This window comes from Bacillus canaveralius, assembly GCF_002860125.1.
GTDB lineage: Bacteria > Bacillota > Bacilli > Bacillales > Cytobacillaceae > Bacillus_BJ > Bacillus_BJ canaveralius.
On the sequence record NZ_PGVA01000001.1, the window covers coordinates 91,955 to 113,394 of the forward strand.

Below are 21,440 nucleotides of genomic sequence, written 5' to 3' on the forward strand. Positions count from 1 at the left end.
GGAGAGAATTAGCATGATAACAAAAAACAAAATTTCTGAATATAAGCATGAACCATTTATGGATTTTTCATTAAAGGAAAACAAGCAGTCATTTGAAGAAGCATTAAGGCTGGTAGATTCACAGCTAGGAAAAGAGTATCCACTTATCATTGGTGGAGAACGTATCATAACGGATGAAAAAATCATATCAATCAACCCGGCAAATAAAGAAGAAGTGATCGGCAGGGTTTCCAAAGCGAATAAAGAGCTGGCTGAACAAGCAATGCAGGCCGCTCTGAGTATGTTTGAAACTTGGAAAAAGGAGGATCCGGAAGCACGTGCTGATATCCTGTTCCGTGCGGCCGATATTATTCGAAAGCGTAAACATGAATTCTCAAGCTATCTTGTTAAAGAAGCCGGAAAGCCTTGGAAGGAAGCCGATGCGGATACAGCGGAAGCGATTGATTTCCTTGAGTTCTATGCCCGCCAGATGCTGCAATTAAAAGATGGTATACCAGTTCTTAGCCGTGATGGGGAAATAAACAAATATAATTATATCCCTCTGGGTGTAGGGATCATTATTTCACCATTTAACTTCCCGCTGGCTATCATGGCTGGAACGGCTGTAGCGGCCATTGTAGCAGGGAATACGATTCTGTTGAAACCATCCAACAATACGCCGGTAGTGGCTGCGAAATTCGTTGAAGTAATGGAAGAAGCAGGCCTTCCAAAGGGCGTACTTAACTATATTCCTGGAAGTGGTGCGGAAGTAGGCGATTACCTTGTTGATCATCCGAAGACCCGTTTTGTTTCCTTCACAGGTTCACGTGAAGTCGGCTGCCGTATTTACGAAAGAGCTGCAAAAGTACATCCTGGCCAAATCTGGTTAAAGCGTGTGATAGCTGAAATGGGCGGAAAAGATACAGTTGTCGTGGACAAGGATGCGGACTTGGAATTAGCAGCCTCATCCATTGTTTATTCGGCATTTGGCTTCTCCGGACAAAAATGTTCCGCCGGTTCCAGAGCAGTCATCCACCAGGATGTATATGATGAAGTGGTAGCCAAGGTTATCGCATTAACGAGGACTTTAAGTGTCGGAAATCCTGAAGACATGAACACATACATGGGTCCTGTGATCGACAAGGCATCTTTCAATAAGGTTAAGAAGTATATTGGCATTGGTAAGGAAGAAGGCAGATTAGTGGCAGGTGGAGAAGGAGATGACTCCAAAGGATACTTCATCCAGCCGACAGTATTTGTAGATGTGGACGAAAAAGCCCGTTTGATGCAGGAAGAAATTTTTGGACCTGTTCTTGCGATCTGTAAGGCGCGCGACTTTGACCATATGCTGGAAATCGCCAATAACACGGAGTATGGGCTGACAGGCGCATTGATATCAAATAACCGCGATCATATCGAACGGGCAAAGGAAGAATTCCATGTTGGGAATCTGTATTTTAACCGCGGATGTACGGGAGCGATTGTTGGATACCAGCCATTTGGCGGCTTTAATATGTCAGGAACCGACTCGAAGGCAGGAGGCCCTGATTACCTCATTTTGCACATGCAAGCAAAAACAACAGGTGAACAGCTTCGTTAATAGAAATGCCTGTATTTCATGGGGTGAGTGATATATAAATTAGAAAATTCATCTTGGAGGGAAAAACAATGTTAGCAACAGTTTCAAAGAATTTTTTTCTCTATGTTTCGCAAAACAAAGGCTTAAATAAGGCGGCAAAAAAATGGGGCTTAAAATTTGGGGCATCCCAGGTTGTTGCAGGTGTAACGATTGACAGTGCTATTCAAACAGTGAAAGAGTCCAATAAAAAAGGCCTGGTTTGTACCCTTGACCACTTGGGCGAGTTTGTTTCGAGCAGGGATGAGGCAATTGAAGCAACGGATTATAACGTGAGGACACTGGAAGCCATTGCAAGAGAAGGCGTAAACAGCAATTTATCCGTAAAAATGACTCAGCTTGGCTTGGATATCGACCGCGAGTTTTGTGTTGATAACATGCGCAGGATCCTTGAAACAGCAAAGAGGACCAACAACTTTGTCAGAATTGATATGGAGGATTATTCACATTGCCAGGTAACGTTAGATATCCTGTGGGAGCTACGCGAAAAATATGGCTTCGATAATGTGGGTACCGTCATCCAGGCTTATTTGCACAGAACTGAAAAAGATATGAAGGAACTGAAAGGCATTCCACTTCGTTTAGTGAAGGGTGCTTATAAAGAATCACCAGAGGTTGCTTATCAAGATAAAGCACAGATTGATGAAAACTATATGGCGATTATTAAAGAGCATCTATTAAGCGGCAGCTACACGGCGGTGGCTTCACATGATCATCATATAATTGCTAAAGTAAAAAAATTTGTGAAGGAAAACAATATTCCAAATGAACAATTTGAATTTCAAATGCTATATGGCTTCAGGACAGACATGCAGAAAAGTTTGGTTAGTGAAGGGTACAAAATGCGTGTTTATATTCCTTTCGGGGATGATTGGTTCGGATATTTTATGCGGAGGCTTGCAGAGAGACCCCAAAATGTAGCTTTCGCTCTTAAGGGCTTTTTTTCAAAATAGTACAATAAAGCTTGCATTGTTTATTGATATTTTCAGACAATGCAAGCTTTTACCGTTGTTTCGAGTGCTGTAAATTATATGCGGGGTAGTAATAAGATAAGTAGAATAAAAATATTCAAATTATTTAAAAAACATTGTCAATTACGAAAATAATGTGATAAGATAAGAAAAAATACAGTAATACTGTAAAAATTTTTATATTAAAGTATAACATCAAGTTTATTACAGGTCTAAGTTAGCTGGAGGTTTAACAATTGGAAGAAGAAATATCTAAAAGAATTAGAGAGTGGAGATTGGAAAGAAAACTTACATTAAAGGAGTTGAGTGAAAAAACAGGGTTATCTATTAGTTTCTTATCACAAGTAGAACGCGCTTCATCATCGATTGCTATTACCTCGTTAAAAAAGATAGCTGATGCTGTTGATGTACCTATAGCGAGCTTTTTCGAGGATTATGCAAATAAAAATTATCAAGTAAAAGTCGATGAGCAAAAGCCTTTTCGAATTGAAGGTTCAGGCTCTATTTATACTAGATTGGCAGGGGAATTTCCAGGAAGGACTATTGAACCTTTGTTGGTAACTTTACCAGCAGAGCAGTCTACCGGGAAAAAAATGAGTCATTCAGGTGAAGAATTTTATTACGTTTTAGAAGGGGTCGTTGTTTTTGATGTAGATGGAAAGGAATATATCGTTAAATCTGGAGATTCCATTCATTTTCCATCCACTATCCCACATTCAATGCACAATCCACTGAACCATGATGTGAAGGTTCTAAGTGTAGTAACACCAGTTATTTTTTAATACGTCTTTTAAATAATGTATGCAAAATAGATTAATTTGAAGATGGGTGGTTAAAGCATGAGAGTTGCAACAGATATTGGAGGAACTTTTACGGATTTGGTTTATGTAGATAATCAAGGAAAGATTGGCGTTGCGAAAAGCCATACGACTCCCCCTAATTTTGAACAAGGAGTCTTGGATGTCATTCATGCAAGCGGTATCAATACTGAGCAGTTTGAAACTTTCATCCATGGGACAACAGTAATCATTAACGCCTTGACAGAGCGAAAAGGCGTCAAAACAGGCTTGATCACAACAAAGGGCTTCCGGGATGTGCTTGAAATCGCACGTGGAAACCGGCCCGACTTGTTTAATATCCAATATGAAAAACCAACGCCTTTTGTGCCACGTTATTTACGGCAGGAAGTGGAAGAACGTTTGAACTATAAAGGTGAAGTTGTCCAGGCTTTACAAAAAGAAAGAATCCAAGAAATTGTCGAGTATTTTAAGAAGGAACACATCGAAGCCATTGCTGTTTCTTACCTTCACTCATACAGCAACCCGGTGCATGAAATCGAAACGGTGAAGCTTATTAAAGAACTATGGCCGGAAGTAGCCGTTACAGCCTCACATGAAGTGACACGGGAATGGAGGGAATATGAGCGCACAAGCACAACTATTTTGAACTCATATGTAAAACCAATCGCTTCTTCTTATGTGGACAGGCTCGAAAATAAATTGAAAGAAGCCGGAAATAAATCCAACAATTATATCATGCAATCCAATGGCGGCACAACAACGTTTGAGCAATCCAAGCAAACACCAATTAACATGGTTGAATCAGGCCCGGTGGCCGGTATTTATGGTTCAGCCATCCTGGGTCAGATACTTGGGGAGGAAAATATCATTGCATTCGACATTGGCGGGACAACTGCGAAATGTTCGCTGATCGACAAAGGCGAAGTTAAAGTAACAACAGAATACAACATTGAACGTACAGACCGCACGGCAGGTTATCCGATCAAGGTTCCGGTAGTGGACATTGTGGAAATCGGAAACGGCGGCGGCTCCATCGCCTGGATTGATGACGGCGGCTCATTGCGTGTCGGCCCTCAATCTGCAGGTGCATTGCCTGGTCCGATTGCATACGGCAAGGGTGGAACAGAACCTACTAGTACTGACGCGAATCTTGTGGTCGGACGGTTATCACCTAAAAACTTTGATAACGAAGTTGATATGGAAACGGTCAAAGAAGCCATCAATGAAAAAATCGCCAAGCATTTTGATACTTCAGTTGATGAAGCGGCTCTAGGGATTATCCGCATTGCCAATTCCAATATGCTGAATGCCCTTAAACTCATATCTGTAAGAAAAGGGTATGACCCGCGTGATTTCGCATTGGTTGCCTTTGGCGGCGGCGGCTCCATGCACGCTCCGGCACTTGCCAAGGAACTTGGAGTTCGTAAGGTTATCGTACCTGTGGCAGCTTCTGTATTCTCTGCATGGGGAATGCTGATGACCGATCTTCGCCATGACTACATTCAAACCTTCATTCGCCGGGTGGACGGAATCAATTATGGCGAATTCAATCAAATACTGGCGAGACAAGAAACCGAAGCGATCGCTCAATACGCGGAAGAAGGCGTAAAAGAAGAAAACGTTCTGTTCTCACGTTTTGTTGACCTGCGTTATGTTGGCCAGGAGCATACAGTGAAGGTTCCTGTTCCAAACGGGGAAATGAATGAAGAGAACATGAAGCGGGTCATCCAGAAATTCCATGAAACACACGAGCAATTATACACATTCAAGCTGGAAGAATCCCCGACTGAAATCGTGAACCTGCACTTAATCGCGCTTGGTTCCGTTAAAAAGCCTGAACTCGCGAAGATTAAATGCAATGGCGGGTCATTAGAGGATGCTTTAAAAGAAGTAAGGCCTGTTTTGTATGAAGAACATGGCTGGATTGATACAAAGGTCTATGACAGAGCCAAGCTGGATCCGGAAGCGGCAATTGTTGGGCCAGCTATCGTGGAAGAACAATCCGCTTCTACGGTTATTTACCCAGGGCAGTCAGTAACCGTGGATGTTTATGGCAACTTAATCATTGAGATGGGAGTGTAATCGCCATGGCAAATACAGTTGTTACAAAGGTAGATCCTTTTACATTGGACATCGTAAAAGATTCACTAGTTGCGATTGGGGAAGAAATGTTCTATGCTTTGGCACGGACATCGATGAGCCCCATTATATATGAAGTGTTGGACTATGCTAGCGGCTTGACTGACGAAAAAGGGCAATTGCTGACCCAAGGGAATGGGGTAACAGGTTTTATCGGGATGCTATCCTTCATGGTTCGTGAAACTTTGGAGCAATACAATAAATCCGGTGATTTAAAACCAGGGGATATCATTTTGATTAACGATCCATATGGCGGCGGCGGTTCCCACCTTTGTGACGTCGGGTTGGTTATGCCAATCTTCTACAAGGGAGAATTGGTTGCTTTCTCCGCTAATAAAGCACACTGGACAGAGGTTGGCGGAAAAGACGCTGGTTCCATGTCTACCGACTCAACGGAAATCTACCAGGAAGGTCTGCAATTCCCATGCGTGAAAATCTATGATGAAGGGAAATTGAACCAGGCAGTTGTTGATATCATCGCGGCGAATGTACGTTTTCCGGATCTTTCTTTAGGAGATCTGTGGGCTCAAGTAGCAGCCTTGAAAACAGGAGAAAGACGCGTGCAAGAACTGTGTGATAAGTACAGTAAAGATACCGTCGTTGACTCGATCAATTACCTACTGGACCATGGTGAGCAGCTAGCGCTTAAATCTTTAAGAGAGCTGCCGAAGGGTGTTTATGAAGCAGTGGACTACATTGACGATGACGGCATTGAGGAAGGCCCATTCAGGGTACAGGTAAAAGTTGAAATCACAGAAGATGAATTCATTTGTGATTTCCGCGGCAGCCATCCGCAGGTGACAGGATCAATCAATACGACATTCACCGGATTAGTATCATCTGTTCGTACGATTTATCTTGCAGTCACAAATCCTTCCCAGGATGTAAACGACGGATCCTTCCGTCCGCTTAGGGTCATTATAGATGAAGGTTCCATTTTCAATGCAGTCCGTCCTGCACCTGTTTCCATGTACTGGGAGTCCATGCTGTTCGGAACGGATTTGGTTTGGAAAGCCCTGGCACCTGTCGTGCCGCACCGATTGTCTGCTGGCCACTTCTTATCAGTATGTGTGGCGATTCTTACCGGAAAACACCAGGATACCGATGAACGTTTCTTGATTGTCGAGCCTTCTGTCGGCGGTTGGGGCGCAGCACAGGGGCAGGATGGAGCCTCCGGACAATTCTGTATCCTTGATGGGGAAACATTCAACATCCCTATTGAAGTATGTGAAACACGAAATGGTGTTTTAGTGGATGAGTATAGCTTATATACCGATGGAGCCGGTGCAGGCGAGTTCCGTGGAGGGCATGGTGTTGTCCGTTCCTATCGCGCCTTGACTGACAATCAGGTCTTTACTGCCTCTTTTGGCCGCCATAAATATAACGCATGGGGAGCCAATGGAGGAATAGACGGATCTACCAATTATTTTGAATTCATCAAGACCAATGGTGAAATAGACGGGCCGTTTGGAAAGTACAATCAGTATCCTTTAAATAAACATGATGTGGCACGCCTTGTCACTGGAACAGGCGGCGGATACGGAGATCCGTTAAACCGCCCTGTTGAAAAAGTGGTAATGGATGTCAAAAATGAATATATCACTTTCGAGCAAGCACATCGCGATTACGGTGTGATTCTTGACCCGGTTACATTTGAGTTAAAAGAATTAACTCCGGAGCGCCAAGCAAAGGAGGCGAAATAAATGAAAATCGTAACAGTTATAGACCTTGAAGCAGAAAACCGCCCTGAGGTTATGATGAAGACTCTTTTTAATGAATCGACTATTGATGGCGGCCGCACGAGGATGGGTACGGTTGCCATTCCGCCGGGTTCCAGGATTCCGATCGAAGGAACTGGTGCTCATGACCAGGATGAATATGGACTGGTGTTAAAAGGCTCCATTCTTACAATGAGCGGTGGAAAAGAGCACCGGGTTTCATCCGGCCAGGCTACATTCATTCCCCGGGGAGAGGAACATTGGGCGTATAATGACGGACAAGAAGAATGTGAGATTGTTTGGGTCCTTGTCAATAGATAAATATTTCCAACACAGAAACACTTACAAAACAACATTTATTACAGCTAGAAAAGGCTGATCCAGGTAGGGTCTGGCTCCTCAACACACACAATATATACAGCAGCCATTTGATTAATAGTTTGCCATATATCGTGCATCGTGATTCGGGTCCAGACCTTTTTCTCCTGAGTCAGCCTTTTTTCATAGCTTTATTTTTCAGGAATATTTTCTCGTACATATGGAGGTTTTAAATTGGTATATCAAAACAGGATTAAAAAAGTGCAAAGACTATTGGAAGAAGCAAAACTGGATGCTGCTGTTATTACGTCTCCGCCTAATTTCTTCTATTTTAGCGGTACCTGGTTGGACTCTCATGAGAGATTACAGGCGATCGTTATCCCTAAGGAAGGGAAAGCAACAATGGTTGTCCATGAAATGTCAAAAGAAGAAGTTCATCCAGCGGATTTATTCGACACTGTTTTTTGGAAAGATGGAGACTTTTCTCTTGAACTGCTTGCGAAAGTCCTGCCAGATAGGGGGACAATTTCAATAGATAATCAATGGCCAAGCCAAAATTTGCTTTCGCTTATGAACCTTAATAGCCAGCTAACATTCGTGGACAGTACAAAGGTGATTGGCAAGGCAAGGCTAAATAAAGACGATCAGGAAGTTGAATTGCTGACACGCTCAGGTGCAATTGCAGATGAGGTCATGGAACAGATCTTCACTTTCATTAAGCCTGGTATTACAGAGAAACAGGTTGTTGATGAATTAAAGCGCCTTTTCTCGCTACGTGGAGTGAACGAGTTATCTTTCAATCCGATTGTAGGTGCAGGGGCAAACGGAGCCATTCCTCACCATCAATCCGATGATACCATCATTGCCGAGGGCGATTTAGTAGTCATCGATATGGGAGGCATTAAAGACCACTATTGTTCGGATATGACCAGAACTGTACTGGTTGGGGGAGAAGCAACTGAAGAAATGCAAAAGGTATACGAAACAGTGAAGCGCGCCCATGAAGAAGCGGTGAAAGCTGTTAAACCCGGAATTCCGTTAAAGGAAATCGACCGGACTGCAAGGGACATTATCAGTAAAGAAGGCTATGGGCCTTATTTTACCCACAGAACCGGGCATGGTTTAGGGATTGAAGTTCATGAGGAACCGTTCGTCACATCGAACAATGATCAGCTTCTTGAAGAGGGCATGGTCATAAGCGTGGAACCAGGCATTTATCTGAGCGGCAAGTTTGGTGTAAGAATTGAGGATATCGTTGTTGTTACCGCGAGCGGAAGCAAGAGGTTCAACAATGTCAATCGCGATCTCATTAATACGGTAAATGGATCCACTTTACAGGTGTTAAAGTGGCAGGGTACGCCCAAATTTTAGATTATATTATCTAAATATTAGGAAATTTCTTTAAATGATTTATAAATCTTTGTATAAAGGGGAGGATTTTGTGGCGCAATACCGTTTAGGAATCGATATAGGTGGTACATTCACGGATTTGGTTCTATATGACAAGAAAGACGGCAGTTATAAAACCGAAAAAATATTGACAACGCCAAAAAACCTGGCTAACGGTGTATTGGAAGGGATGAAAAATCTGGTAGATGATTTTAAGGACATTGATTATTTTGTCCATGGAACGACCGCGGGACTGAATGCTTTTCTAGAGCGTAAAGGTTCGAATGTAGCCTTGATTGTCACGAAGGGATTCCGTGATGTATATGAAATTGGACGCGCGAATCGCCCGGATATGTACAGCATTAAATACCGCAAGCCTGAACCACTGGTAAAGCGCCGCAACATTTTTGAAGTTGAGGAAAGGGTACTGTCGGATGGATCAGTGGAAACGAATATCAACCTTGACCAATTAAATGAAGTGATCGATCAAATTGTAGAACAAGGCTTCAACTCCATTTCCGTAAGCCTGTTGCACGCTTATAAAAATCCGGAGCATGAGGTGGCAATCAAGAATGCCATTAAAGAAAAGGCACCTCACATTTCTGTTTCGCTCTCCCATGAAATTGCCCGTGAATGGCGGGAATACGAGCGTACGAGCACAACGGTTATCAATGCTTATGTCGCTCCGATTGTTGAAAACTATCTTTCAAGCTTAGAAGAGAGAACCGGTTCAGCAGGCTTGGAGGGTGATTTATATATCATGCAATCCAACGGGGGCGTCATGACTTCCGGAGTTGCAAAACAGATGCCAATCCAGACACTTTTATCAGGGCCGGTCGGCGGTGCTGTAGGAAGCATCACTCTCGGCAATCTGACGGATTATAAAAACCTGATCTGTGTGGACATGGGAGGAACAAGTTTTGATGTAAGCCTGGTCATCGACGGCGAGCCTGATGTGACATCTGAAACAAGCCTGGAAGAATTCCCGATTCTGACACCGATGGTCAATATCCATACGATCGGGGCAGGCGGCGGATCCATTGCCTGGATTGAGGGCGGCGGACTCAGGGTAGGCCCGAAAAGCGCCGGTTCAGATCCGGGACCTGCGTGCTATGGAAATGGAGGAACTCAAGCGACCGTAACGGACGCAAACCTTGTACTTGGGCGCCTTGATGAGGATGGATTCCTGGGAGGAAATATGAAATTGGACCGGGAGGCAGCTTATGCAGCAGTTAAAGAAATCGCGGACCGCCTAGGATTAGGGGTGCTTGAAACAGCGGAAGGGATTTGTGATATTGCGAATGCGAAAATGGCTGATGCAATCCGTACCCTGACTGTCAGCAAAGGAATCGACCCGCGTGATTTTGCCCTTGTTGCATTTGGCGGTGCCGGCCCGATGCATGCTGTATTAATAGCCGATCTTCTAGGAATCAGGAAAATCCTTGTTCCGGCGATAGCAGGTACCTTCTCAGCATGGGGAATGCTTCAAACGGATATTCGCCATGATGCTGTCCGCACCTTTGTATCTTCATTGAATAGGGGTGACAAGTCGAAAATGGCTGTTCTTTATGAAGAAATGAAAGAAGAAACGAAAATGATATTGGCAAAGCAAAGAGTAAAACCGGACAATATGACGTTACAGCGTACAATTGATCTTCGATATGTTGGCCAGGAGTATACCGTTAACGTTCCTTTCCGATCTGAAAGCAATGATCGACCTGTCAGCCAGCTTACTGACCTTTTCCATGAAATGCATGGAAAAATCTATGGCCATAGTAATCCCGAGGGAATGGTTGAAGCAGTCAACATTCGCATTACGGGATATGGCAAGCTGGAAAAACAAAAGGAAGAAGAAAAACAGAGCATTTCCAAAACAAGTACAGATGTCATTTCCAGAACCAACAAAAAAGTCATCTGGAATGGCGTCGAAAAAAACACACCTGTTCTGACTTCTGAGCATTTACAATATGGCCAGAGCTTTTATGGACCTGCCATAGTAGAAGATCCAGGAACCACAACAGTGATCCCGTCAGGCTACCGGGCCTGCGTAGACCGATTAGGAAACCTTGAAATAACCAAGGAGGGAGAATAAGGATGGAAATGAAAACACGCGTTGCAACTAACCAATTCTTAGAAAGCCCGATTACAACTGAAATCATCCGGAATGCATTATCTTCAGCTGCCGAGGAGATGAATGCCAGTCTTGCGAGAAGCTCCTTTTCTCCCATCATTTATGAAATGAAGGATTGCAGTGTGGGGATTTTCAATAGGCACGCCGAGTTGCTTGGACAATCAGCCGGTCTTCCGATCTTCCTTGGAAACCTGGATGATTGCATTAAAATCAATACCAACTATATAGGCGGTGTGGAGAATTATAAGCCTGGCGATGTTTATATCATGAACGATTCCTATCTTACAGGTACGCATCTAAATGATATCACTGTCATTTCACCGGTATTTTATCAGGAAGAGCTGGTTGGATTTACTGCAAATCGTGCCCACTGGCTTGATGTTGCCGGACAGGATCCAGGATTTTCGATGAATGCGACTGAAATCTATCAGGAGGGACTGAGAATCCCGCCTATGAAAATATATGATGCTGGTGTTCCGCGAAAAGATGTAATAAATCTTATCACCACAAACAGCCGGTTCAGTGAAGCGGCGTTAGGGGACCTCAATGCACAGATCGCAGCCTGCCGTACAGGTGAAAAACGATTCCATGGGATCATCAGCCGATTTGGACTTGAAACCGTAACGCGTTCCATTGCCGATATCTTCAGACAGTCCGAGCTCATGGATAGGGAAATGATTGCCCAAATCGAAGATGGTGTTTATGAGGCAGAAGGCTGTTTGGACAATGATGGTGTTTCGAATGAACCTGTTAACGTCAAGGTCAAAGTGACGGTCGAAGGAGAAAATATCACCATTGACCTTACCGGTTCCAGCCCGCAAGTCAGGGGGATGACAAACTGCGGCTTGGCCCAAACGGTTTCAGCATGCCGGGTTGCCTTTAAAGAATTAATTAGTCCTGATGCGCCAGTAACCGGCGGGAATTTTAAAACCCTGAATGTCGTAGTGCCAAAAAGAACAATATTCAGTGCAGAACAGCCGGCAGCCTGTGTATTCTACTATTCTGCTTTAGGCCTTCTGATCGATCTGGTTGTAAAAGCCCTTTCTCCTGCCCTTAAGGAAAAGAGTGCTGGTGCGCATTACGGGGACTCCATGATCATTACGTTTGCCGGAAAGGATCCTAGGAGAAATGCTTCATTCCTGAACGTAGAAGCGACCGCCGGCGGATGGGGCGGCTTCTTCGAAAATGACGGTCAATCAGGGTTGATTAATAATGTCAATGGTGACTTCAAGAACCTGCCGATCGAGGTTCTTGAAGATAAATATCCATTCAAGGTGACTACTTACGGCTTCCGCACGAATTCAGGCGGTCCAGGCAAGAATCGAGGCGGTCTTGGCATAGAGCGCGGATATGAGGTGCTAACCGATGAAGCATTCCTTTACCTGTGGTTAGAACGTTCCAAAACACCGGCATGGGGACTGTTCGGAGGAGCAGAGGCAGCAAAACCTGAGGTGACCATTGTTGAGGGCGACAAAGAAGAAAAAGCCTTAAAAGTCAATGCAAAACCGATGAAGAATGGAAATAAGGTTATTGTCAGAACGGGTGGAGGCGGCGGCTTCGGGCACCCGTTCGAACGGGAAGCAAGCCGTGTGCTCGATGATGTCATTGATGACTATATCGACCGCCAAACCGCTTTGGAGCAGTATGGCGTAGTGATCAAGCCTGAGGTATTAGAAGTAGATGAACAAGAAACAGCAAATTATCGGAAAACTAACGGAAAATGACGTGGCGGTGAAACATGAAACGGATCTTAATCACATTTGAGAATGGAGAGAGCTTCCCGGCAACACTGCTTGAAGACAAAGCTCCCGAAACCTGCCAAAAGGTTTGGGAGGCACTCCCTTGTAGCGGTGTGGCGAGACATTCGAGATGGTCCGGCCGTGAAGTAAACTTTACCTTTACATCAAATGGGCACCCTAAAAGAGAAAATCAAACCATATCAACAGGTGCCGGTGAAGTGATCTATTGGAGAGATTGGCCAATGGAAAAAGACCCTGATGTTCAGGAAGTATTAGCAATCTATTACGGTGCAGAACATACGCGGAGCCATAAAGGAGATGAACCAGTAAACGTATTTGCGCAGATTGATTACACCCATCTGGACCTTTTGAGAACAGTCGGGGAAAGAATCTGGTTAAAAGGAACGGAAAAAATACAAATTGAAAAATTACCAAATAAGTATTTTGAATATTAAAAATATTTTATTTTTTTAATAAATAATTACACCTATATTTAAATTTTTATGGTAATATTGTAAATAAGAAAATAGTTAGATAATTCTAAATTTTAAGGTAACAAAGGAGGATGTTCGAATTGACGAAGAAAATTTTATTTATCAACCCGTTGCACACAGATGTCTTTGACGAAGAATTCAGAACACAATTTGAGAGCTATAAAAGTCCGGAAACAGTGGTTGATGTTGTTTCTTTTGCTGGTACAGGGCCGATCCACGTGGAGTATAACTGCTATGAAGCAATGGTCATTCCAGAGTTGATCAGGACTGTGAAGAAAGCGGAAGAGGACGGTTATGACGCGGCAATTCTCGGATGTTTTTATGATCCCGCTTTAAGGGCATGCCGGGAAGTTGCTGAAAAAATGGTTGTTACCGCACCTGCCGAAGCTGCTTTGCACATTGCCACAACGCTTGGAGAAAATTTCTCGATTCTGGTGGGCAGAAAAAAATGGATTCCGGAAATGAAAGAAAACGTCCACAAATACGGCTTCGCACATAAACTGACATCTTTTAAATCGCTTGAACTCGGGGTGCATGATTTCCAAAAGGATCCCGAAGAAACAAAGAGAAGAATCAGGGCTGCAGCAAATGAAGCGATTAAGATAGACGGGGCTGATGTCATTGTATTAGGCTGCACAGGAGAGTTTGGCTTCTTCGAATCGTTACAGGAAGAATTAGGTGTACCAGTCATTGACGCGAGCTGTGCGCCATTTAAATATGCAGAATTCCTAGTGGAAGTTAAGCAAAAATTAGCATGGACCCACAGCAAAAAAGTAGGGTATCAGTCACCTCCTGCAGATGAAGTAAGAGATTTTAAGCTTTTCGAAACTGCAGAGGGAAAAATATAAAAATATTAATTGGGGGAGAGGTTTTCATGGAAGTATTAGCTTCTGCAAAGAAAAAAGAACAAACCGCTGTTGAAGTAGGGTCCTTTTTTCACACGATGCCATTTACGAAAAAGCATAGAGGTATAGGATTTGCGTTGTTCATGGCTTTTGTAATTGAGGCTTGGGAAATGATGATCATCATTATGATCAGCGGGGCAATTGCTGCTGACTTCGGATTGACACCTGTTCAAGTTGGTTCCCTGATCGGTTCCATCTTTTTAGGGATGATTCCCGGTACATACGTGGGGGGAATCTTAGGAGACAAAATCGGCAGAAAGAAAGCGATCATGTATAGTTTACTGTTTTATGGAGTCGTCTCAGCTGCCAGTTCTTTTTCACCGAATTATGAAACACTATATGCATTGCGTATGTTATCCGGTTTTACTTTAGGCGGTGTACTGGCCTGTATTTTTCCTTATTACGAAGAAATGCTCCCGGTCAAGCAGCGGGGTATGGCAGCTGTTTATTTATCTTCAGGATGGCCGATCGGTACATTGATCGCGGTCGGATTGACGGGTTTATTGATGAATCTGGATGGGATATTAGGCGGATGGAGAGCTATTCTATTCGTTAGCTCACTAGCTGGTTTGTGGGCATTCGTCATTGCGAAAATTCCTGAATCTCCATATTGGCTGGCAGGTAAAGGCAGGGTAGCGGAAGCTAAGAAGGTACTTGAGAACATAAGTGAAGGCCATACAAAAATAGATGATCAAACAGAGTTGGTGGTTTATAAGGTGAAGCAAGGTAGCATCTTCGAGATTTTCAAAGGAAAGATGTTAAAAACAACTACTCTGCAAACAGTCGTAAACTTTGCTTTTTCGTTTGGATATTGGGGATTGTATACCTGGATTCCTACGCTATTGCAGCAAAAAGGATTATCTATGGGACAAAGCATGGGTTTTGTGGCATTATCGGCAATCGCACAGATTCCAGGTTATATTGCCTCTGCGCATCTGACAAGTAAATACGGTCGGAAAAAAGTCATGTTCGGATTTGTAATCCTTGCTGCAGCCTTTGGTTTTGCATTTGCATATTCTTCAAATCTAACCCAGCTATATATCTTTAACTTTGCTCTGGCATTCTTCAGCTTGGGAGCATGGGGCGTATGGAATACATGGTTTGGTGAAATCTATCCGACAAATGTACGGGGTGTTGGATACAGCTGGGGTGTTGCGGGACAGCGTTGGGCTAATACAGTCGCTCCATCATTAATAGGTTTTGTAATTGGTTTGGGATGGGCTTTTGGTGCTACGGTCTCATTTATCCAAGTGTTCATGGTCATCACATTAATCACGATTCTATTTATTAAAGAAACCGAAGGAAAAATCTTACATTAACTTATTGTTGTAGGAAAGTAATTTTTCTGAAAAAATGTTCACCCGGAATGCAAGATGATCTTTCATTCCGGGTTCGGATTTTTCTAAACTAACAAACTATAAAAAATGCTTTTCATCCTAATAACTAACGCTAAAAGGAAGGATATTTGTTAATAAATTGAAATATTTGTAATAAATAACAGAGGAGGAAAACAGATGTCAGAACAAATCAGGATTGGTTTCGACGTCGGCGGGACATTTACCGATGGTGTGTTAATGAAAGGAAAGCAAGTTATTTCCAAAACGAAATCACTAACAACCGAAGATATTACAACAGGAATCATTAATGCTTTGGATACATTGCTCGAGCAAAGCAATATTGATCATTCCAAGATTGAAATGGTGTCCCTGGGGACTACCCATACAACAAATGCAATAATCGAAAGACGTAAGCTTGATAGAGTAGGAGTTTTCCGCATCGGTGCCCCTGCAACGACAGCCATTCCCCCTATGACCGGTTGGCCGGAAGATTTAGTTGCTGCCCTTGGCGAGAAAGAGCATGTACATATCATTCGCGGCGGTTCTGAATATAACGGGAAGGATATTGTGCCGCTTGATGAAAAAGCGATAATGGACGCGACTAAGGCAATGAAAGGGAAAGTGGGCTCTGTCGCGATCACTGGGGTGTTCTCACCAATCATTTCCAAGCATGAAGACAGGGCAGCAGAAATTGTCAGAGAGTATCTGGGAGAGGAAGTCTTCATTACTCAATCCCATAAGATTGCTTCTATCTCTTTATTGGAAAGAGAGAATTCAACAATCCTGAATGCTTCCGTTAAATCGGTCATGAAGCGTGCAGTGGAAGCCTTCAAAACAGCCGTTGCTGACCGGAACATCAACACGAAATTATTCGTTGTGCAAAACGACGGAAGCGTTATGAATGCAGATCATGCGGTAGAATACCCGATCTTTACAGTCGCTTCAGGCCCTGCTGCGTCAGTCAGGGGTGCTGTTTATTTATCAGGCATCGAAAACGGCGCAGTAGTTGATGTCGGCGGAACTTCTACAGATGTTGCCTACATTGTAAACGGGTTCCCAAGAGAATCCTCAATTACCGTTAACATTGGCGGTGTCAAAACGAACGTTCGTTGTCCTGACCTGTTATCGATTGCCCTCGGCGGTGGTACGATCATTAAATCCCAGCAGGACAAAGTAACTGGCCTTGGGCCTGAAAGCGTTGGCTATAATCTTGTCAAGCTTGGCAAATCGTTTGGAGGCCCGATCTTGACGGTTCATGATATTGCGGTAGCCACAGGACGTTTAAGCAGAAAATTGGATATTTTTGACACGAATTATGTAACACATCCGGGTGCAATCGAAGCACTGTCACCAGCCTTAGTCAGGGAAGCGAATGCAAGAATCAAGGAACGAGTTGAAATTGCGATTGACCAAATGAAAACAGAATCCGGATCGATTCCTGCCATCTTCATCGGAGGGGGAGCTCTCGCAGTTCCGCAGCAGGACATTGAAGGAACTACAGAGGTTGTCCTGCCGAATCACTTTGAAGTCGGAGGCGCAATCGGGACAACAATCGCTGAAATCGGGGCTTCAGCCGAAATGGCCGTTGACCTTGCTGTTGAAAACAGAAACGATGCGATCGACCGGGTTGTCGCCCAGGCGAAAAAGAACGTACAAAACGCCGGTGCCATAGCAGGTACCGAGGAAATCATCGATGTGGAAGAAATCCCGTTTGCCTATATGCCAGGCAAGAAACAAAAGGTCAGAGTACGCGTAAAAGGCAAAGTATTTGCCTAAACAACTGAGGAGGGAAATACATGAGTGTTTATGACATTTTGAAAGATTGGGGCATTACCAATTATCAGGTAATTGATAAAAAAGCGATCGAGGAAATTACGTTAGGAGCCTCCATTTTAGCTACCGGGGGCGGCGGGGACCCTGAGATCGGGTTGCTTTGGGCCTATAAGGTATTAGAAGAAGGAAAAGATATCGTCATGATCGATCCAATGGATATCCCGGACGATATTTTGGTCGCAAGCCCGGCTTGTTTAGGGGCGGCCCTTGTTTTAACGGAAAAGCCGCCAAATGAAGAGGTGCTAAATAAAGCCATTGAAACACTTGAGACGTATATGGGGAAAAAGCTCCAGGCAACCATTCCTTTGGAGTGCGGCGGGGTAAACTCGACAGTTGCCTATGCTGTTGCGGGCGAACTCGGATTGCCTGTAATCGATGTGGACGGAATGAACCGTGCATTCCCTGAACTGCAAATGACTTCTTGGGCAACTTCAGGAGTACACGCATCTCCTACCGTATCGACTGATGATCGTATGAATACAACAGTTATTGATACACAGGACGATGATTTGATGGCTGAGTCCATTGCCCGGAAGGTAGCCATGTCCTATGGCGGAATTTCCTGGGTTGCCACCTACACAATGACTGGGGCAGATGTCAAAAGAACATCGATCCTAAACTCCCAGAGCATCGCCTGGGATGTCGGAAAAGCAGTATTGGAAGCAAGAAAAGGCCATAATGACCCTGTTGAACAAATCCTTGAAAGCATTAAAAATACCCGAAATATAGAAGGCTATCGTGTATTCAATGGAAAAATCACCGACATCCAAAGGGAATTCGGCGGCGAAATGAACAAGGGCTTCTCGCTTGGTAAAGTGATCATGGAAGGCATCGGGGACTACAAAGGACAGACAGCTGAACTGGACTTTCAAAATGAATGGCTAAACTTAAGAGTAGATAACGAGCTGAAATGTGTGACACCTGATTTGATCGCCATTGTCGATATCGAAACAGGAGAGCCGATCCGCACAGATATCATGCGTTACGGATACCGAGGATCCATCATCCTGATTTCCGCGCATGAACGCATGAGAACAGAAAAGGGCCTGGAAGCATTTGGCCCGAGATATTTCGGTTATGACTTTGATTATGTCCCTGTTGAAAAATTAAATGAAAAACAAAAACAGGAGGCGAAATAAATAATGGACGCTACATTCATTCAATCAACATTAGCAGATAACAACAATAAGCTTGTCTTAAAAACCGTTCTTAATCAGCCATATATTGAAAGAAAAGAATTAGCTGATCAACTGGGTTTCCCAGTGGAACAAATCGATGAAATATGCCAACCGTTTGTGGACAATATGGTTGTCCTTGAGCTTGCAAGCCAGGCAGCCCACAATATCGAATCACGTGTTCCAAGGAAAGTATACCTAGTCAATCCGGAAATGGAACAAACGATCAAAGATTTATTGTAAAACGATAGATTTGCCATAAATGCTGGTAAACCATGCAAAATTCGTTCTTCATGCAAGAACGGGCATGGTTTAACCAGCTTTTTACAAAACAAAAAAGAATAGGTGAGGAAACTTGGATGCAATGGTCTTTCTAGAAAGAATCGAAGGTGTAAGGAAGGTTATGGAAGCCAAGGAGCTTGATGTATGCATCCTGACGAACCGGGCCAGTCTCAGGTATTTCACGGGGCTCCGAATGAATACCGCAGCGTTTAGCATTCTACTGATTTCACAGGAAGAAATCGAGTATGTGGTGGCCAGATTGGATTTAAAACGGGCCGAGAGAGATTGCTGGATCAAAGATATTATCTCTTTTCCTGAGGATACACCAGATTATCTTCATGTATTAAATGACTTTTTTACCCAATGGAACCAAATCCGGGTTGGAGTCGAGCTTCCAGAGCTAAATTATGAAACCTATCACTACCTTCAAGAGAAACTAGCAAATGCCCGTTTTACAAATATTGCAGAAGAAATGGGACAGTTACGCACGATCAAAAGTGATGTGGAAATCAAAATTATTCGAAAATCCACGTATATAGCCGATATGGCAATGCAAGAAGCGCTGAAGGCTGCAAAGCCAGGCATGAAAGAATATGAAGTAACCGCTATTGCCCGCTATGCGATGTTAAAAGAAGGCGCGGAAAACCCTTCATTTGAACCTTTTCTTGCATCAGGGGAAAACAGCTGGCTCCCCCAGCGATATTCATCAGATAAGGCATTGAAACCATATGAATTGAACTTAATGGATATGGGCGGGATTTATCAAGGATATTGCTCGGATATTACACGTACCTTCTCGGTAGGAGAAACCACCCCGGAACAAAAACGGTTATTTTACGATGTATTGGCAGTCCAGCAGGAAACAATCAGGTCCTTGCGGCCAGGCATAAGTGCCGGAGAGGTTGATTACATAGCAAGACAGGCAATCCATGAATTAGGGTATGGCGAATACTTCCCGCACTTAACAGGGCATGGATTGGGAATAGACATCCATGAAGGCCCGATTATCGATAAAGGAAGAACCGATATTTTACAGAAAAACATGGTTTTGACCATTGAGCCTGGCGTATATCTCCCTGGAGTAGGGGCTGTCAGGATTGAAGATATGGTACTTATTACGGAAGATGGATACGAAATATTGACCCAGACAAAGCGCAATCTTATCAGTTAAGTTTTTATGACAAGGAGGAATCGACATGAGCGTATACAAAATCCTGGACAAATGGGGAATACGTGATTATAAAACATTAACCAAACAGGATATATATGACATTACTTTAGGTGCATCCATCCTTGCCACGGGCGGTGGCGGAGATCCGGAAATCGGCCTGTTATGGGCTTATAACGTAATCAATAAAGGCAAAGAGATCGTATTAATTAAGCCTGAAGATGTCCCGCATGATGCCATGATTGCGATGTGCGGATGCTTAGGGGCTCCGGTGGTGTTGACCGAAAAGACACCAAATGGCAACGAATTGAATACAGCTTTTGAAAAGCTGAGCGGGTATATTGGACAAGATTTTGTAGGTGTCATCCCGCCTGAAGCCGGCGGAGTTAATACGACTGTGCCAATGGCGGTTGCAGGGGAAATGGGGCTTCCTGTTATCGATGGAGATGGAATGGGCCGCGCTTTTCCTGAACTGCAAATGACTTCCTTCCATATCGGGGGCGTATCTGCCAGTCCGGTAGCGACGATCAATGAAAAAGGGTTTACCACCATCGTTGATTCTTCAGATGCTTATATGGCAGAAAATATCGTGCGCCAAACAGCCATGTCCTATGGCGGGATCAGCTGGATTGCGGGTTACCCGATGAACGGCGAACAAGTCAGGAAAACATGTATACCTAATACCGTAAGCCTGACATTGGAATTAGGGAAGAAGGTAAGGGAAGCACGCGACATTCACAATGATCCTGTTGAGGTTGTGGAACGGATTACCGGAGGCTGGAGTGCTTTTAAAGGAAAAATTGTCGATATCAACAGGGACTTTGGTGCAGAAAGTACAAAAGGATTTTCCATGGGCCAGATTGTCATGGAGGGCCTCGGTGATCATAAAGGGAGTACGGCTGTCATCGATTTCCAAAATGAGTGGCTTAAGCTGACTGTCGATGGCGAATTGATCTGCCTGCCTCCTGACCTGATTACGGTATTAGACTCTGAAACTGCTGAACCGATCCGGACCGATATCGTTAAATACGGTTACCGCGGAACGGTTGTCGTCGTTCCGGCCCACGAGCGAATGAAGACCGAAAAAGCGCTGGAAGTATGCGGCCCGCGTGCGTTTGGGTATGATCTGGATTTTGTGCCTTTGAAAAATCCATTTGCCATAAAATAGTGTTTGAATAGGATCTGTTCAACTTAAAGGGGGTGATCATCCAGAAAGCACCAAATGGTATGTAAAGCAGTACGCAACCAGGAATTTCTTCATAATCAACCACTAGAGACCACAGAACCCAACTTCTAAGGAAATACACATAAAAAACAAATCCTGCCCTAGATGACCTCTTTGTAAACATGAGAATATTGCGAAGTGCTAATTTTTAAAGATTTATTCTTTTATCGTTTTCAGTCGAGTTCAGCCTTACAAAATGAA

17 protein-coding genes are annotated in these 21,440 nt (G+C 43.8%); all 17 read left to right on the forward strand.

Going from position 1 to position 21,440, the window contains the following annotated elements; all coding sequences use genetic code 11:
* Nucleotides 1–13 precede the first annotated feature (13 nt).
* The 17 genes from pruA (at nucleotide 14) to CU635_RS00495 (ending at nucleotide 21,182) form a co-directional block, all read left to right on the forward strand.
* Nucleotides 14–1,579, forward strand: a complete 1,566-nt coding sequence (gene pruA / locus CU635_RS00415; RefSeq protein WP_101575203.1) for an L-glutamate gamma-semialdehyde dehydrogenase — start codon at nucleotides 14–16, stop codon at nucleotides 1,577–1,579.
* Between the two features lie 68 nt (nucleotides 1,580–1,647).
* On the forward strand, nucleotides 1,648–2,568 hold the full coding sequence (locus tag CU635_RS00420; RefSeq protein ID WP_101575204.1) for a proline dehydrogenase family protein: 921 nt from the start codon (nucleotides 1,648–1,650) through the stop codon (nucleotides 2,566–2,568).
* Between the two features lie 254 nt (nucleotides 2,569–2,822).
* Entirely contained in the window at nucleotides 2,823–3,368 is a 546-nt protein-coding gene (locus CU635_RS00425) for a helix-turn-helix domain-containing protein (protein ID WP_101575205.1), read from the forward strand.
* Between the two features lie 57 nt (nucleotides 3,369–3,425).
* Nucleotides 3,426–5,468 (forward strand): hydantoinase/oxoprolinase family protein, encoded by a 2,043-nt coding sequence (locus CU635_RS00430; RefSeq protein WP_101575206.1) that lies wholly within the window; start codon nucleotides 3,426–3,428, stop codon nucleotides 5,466–5,468.
* Between the two features lie 5 nt (nucleotides 5,469–5,473).
* Nucleotides 5,474–7,228, forward strand: coding sequence for a hydantoinase B/oxoprolinase family protein (locus CU635_RS00435; RefSeq protein ID WP_101575207.1), 1,755 nt, complete (start codon nucleotides 5,474–5,476; stop codon nucleotides 7,226–7,228).
* Entirely contained in the window at nucleotides 7,229–7,564 is a 336-nt protein-coding gene (locus CU635_RS00440) for a cupin domain-containing protein (protein ID WP_101575208.1), read from the forward strand. It begins immediately after the preceding gene.
* A 231-nt stretch (nucleotides 7,565–7,795) separates the two neighbouring features.
* Nucleotides 7,796–8,932 carry a M24 family metallopeptidase gene (locus tag CU635_RS00445; RefSeq protein WP_101575209.1) on the forward strand — a complete coding sequence of 379 codons (1,137 nt, stop codon included), beginning with the start codon at nucleotides 7,796–7,798 and terminating at the stop codon, nucleotides 8,930–8,932.
* 70 nt (nucleotides 8,933–9,002) lie between these two features.
* Nucleotides 9,003–11,042 carry a hydantoinase/oxoprolinase family protein gene (locus CU635_RS00450; RefSeq protein WP_101575299.1) on the forward strand — a complete coding sequence of 680 codons (2,040 nt, stop codon included), beginning with the start codon at nucleotides 9,003–9,005 and terminating at the stop codon, nucleotides 11,040–11,042.
* Between the two features lie 2 nt (nucleotides 11,043–11,044).
* Nucleotides 11,045–12,805, forward strand: a complete 1,761-nt coding sequence (locus tag CU635_RS00455) for a hydantoinase B/oxoprolinase family protein (RefSeq protein WP_245917224.1) — start codon at nucleotides 11,045–11,047, stop codon at nucleotides 12,803–12,805.
* A gap of 14 nt (nucleotides 12,806–12,819) precedes the next feature.
* On the forward strand, nucleotides 12,820–13,275 hold the full coding sequence (locus tag CU635_RS00460; protein WP_101575211.1) for a DUF3830 family protein: 456 nt from the start codon (nucleotides 12,820–12,822) through the stop codon (nucleotides 13,273–13,275).
* A gap of 119 nt (nucleotides 13,276–13,394) precedes the next feature.
* The gene (locus CU635_RS00465) at nucleotides 13,395–14,162 is read left to right on the forward strand and encodes an aspartate/glutamate racemase family protein (RefSeq protein WP_101575212.1); all 768 of its coding nucleotides are present in this window, start codon (nucleotides 13,395–13,397) and stop codon (nucleotides 14,160–14,162) included.
* A 26-nt stretch (nucleotides 14,163–14,188) separates the two neighbouring features.
* Entirely contained in the window at nucleotides 14,189–15,538 is a 1,350-nt protein-coding gene (locus tag CU635_RS00470) for an MFS transporter (RefSeq protein WP_101575213.1), read from the forward strand.
* A 195-nt stretch (nucleotides 15,539–15,733) separates the two neighbouring features.
* Nucleotides 15,734–17,332, forward strand: coding sequence for a hydantoinase/oxoprolinase N-terminal domain-containing protein (locus CU635_RS00475; protein WP_101575214.1), 1,599 nt, complete (start codon nucleotides 15,734–15,736; stop codon nucleotides 17,330–17,332).
* 20 nt (nucleotides 17,333–17,352) lie between these two features.
* Nucleotides 17,353–18,528, forward strand: coding sequence for an S-methyl thiohydantoin desulfurase family protein (locus CU635_RS00480; protein WP_101575215.1), 1,176 nt, complete (start codon nucleotides 17,353–17,355; stop codon nucleotides 18,526–18,528).
* 3 nt (nucleotides 18,529–18,531) lie between these two features.
* Nucleotides 18,532–18,807 (forward strand): hypothetical protein, encoded by a 276-nt coding sequence (locus CU635_RS00485; protein WP_101575216.1) that lies wholly within the window; start codon nucleotides 18,532–18,534, stop codon nucleotides 18,805–18,807.
* Between the two features lie 121 nt (nucleotides 18,808–18,928).
* Nucleotides 18,929–20,017: a M24 family metallopeptidase gene (locus CU635_RS00490; RefSeq protein ID WP_245917234.1), complete on the forward strand. Its 1,089-nt coding sequence runs from the start codon at nucleotides 18,929–18,931 to the stop codon at nucleotides 20,015–20,017.
* Nucleotides 20,018–20,042: 25 nt separating this feature from the next.
* Complete coding sequence (locus tag CU635_RS00495; RefSeq protein ID WP_101575218.1) at nucleotides 20,043–21,182, forward strand: S-methyl thiohydantoin desulfurase family protein; 1,140 nt, start codon at nucleotides 20,043–20,045, stop codon at nucleotides 21,180–21,182.
* The last annotated feature ends 258 nt before the right edge of the window (nucleotides 21,183–21,440 follow it).

Bases quoted from the DNA above. Each gene is read 5' to 3' on its own strand.
- pruA (WP_101575203.1), top strand. From the start codon at position 14: ATGATAACAAAAAACAAAATTTCTGAATATAAGCATGAACCATTTATG.
- CU635_RS00420 (WP_101575204.1), top strand. From the start codon at position 1,648: ATGTTAGCAACAGTTTCAAAGAATTTTTTTCTCTATGTTTCGCAAAAC.
- CU635_RS00430 (WP_101575206.1), top strand. From the start codon at position 3,426: ATGAGAGTTGCAACAGATATTGGAGGAACTTTTACGGATTTGGTTTAT.
- CU635_RS00435 (WP_101575207.1), top strand. From the start codon at position 5,474: ATGGCAAATACAGTTGTTACAAAGGTAGATCCTTTTACATTGGACATC.
- CU635_RS00440 (WP_101575208.1), top strand. From the start codon at position 7,229: ATGAAAATCGTAACAGTTATAGACCTTGAAGCAGAAAACCGCCCTGAG.
- CU635_RS00455 (WP_245917224.1), top strand. From the start codon at position 11,045: ATGGAAATGAAAACACGCGTTGCAACTAACCAATTCTTAGAAAGCCCG.
- CU635_RS00460 (WP_101575211.1), top strand. From the start codon at position 12,820: ATGAAACGGATCTTAATCACATTTGAGAATGGAGAGAGCTTCCCGGCA.
- CU635_RS00470 (WP_101575213.1), top strand. From the start codon at position 14,189: ATGGAAGTATTAGCTTCTGCAAAGAAAAAAGAACAAACCGCTGTTGAA.
- CU635_RS00475 (WP_101575214.1), top strand. From the start codon at position 15,734: ATGTCAGAACAAATCAGGATTGGTTTCGACGTCGGCGGGACATTTACC.
- CU635_RS00480 (WP_101575215.1), top strand. From the start codon at position 17,353: ATGAGTGTTTATGACATTTTGAAAGATTGGGGCATTACCAATTATCAG.
- CU635_RS00485 (WP_101575216.1), top strand. From the start codon at position 18,532: ATGGACGCTACATTCATTCAATCAACATTAGCAGATAACAACAATAAG.
- CU635_RS00490 (WP_245917234.1), top strand. From the start codon at position 18,929: ATGGTCTTTCTAGAAAGAATCGAAGGTGTAAGGAAGGTTATGGAAGCC.
- CU635_RS00495 (WP_101575218.1), top strand. From the start codon at position 20,043: ATGAGCGTATACAAAATCCTGGACAAATGGGGAATACGTGATTATAAA.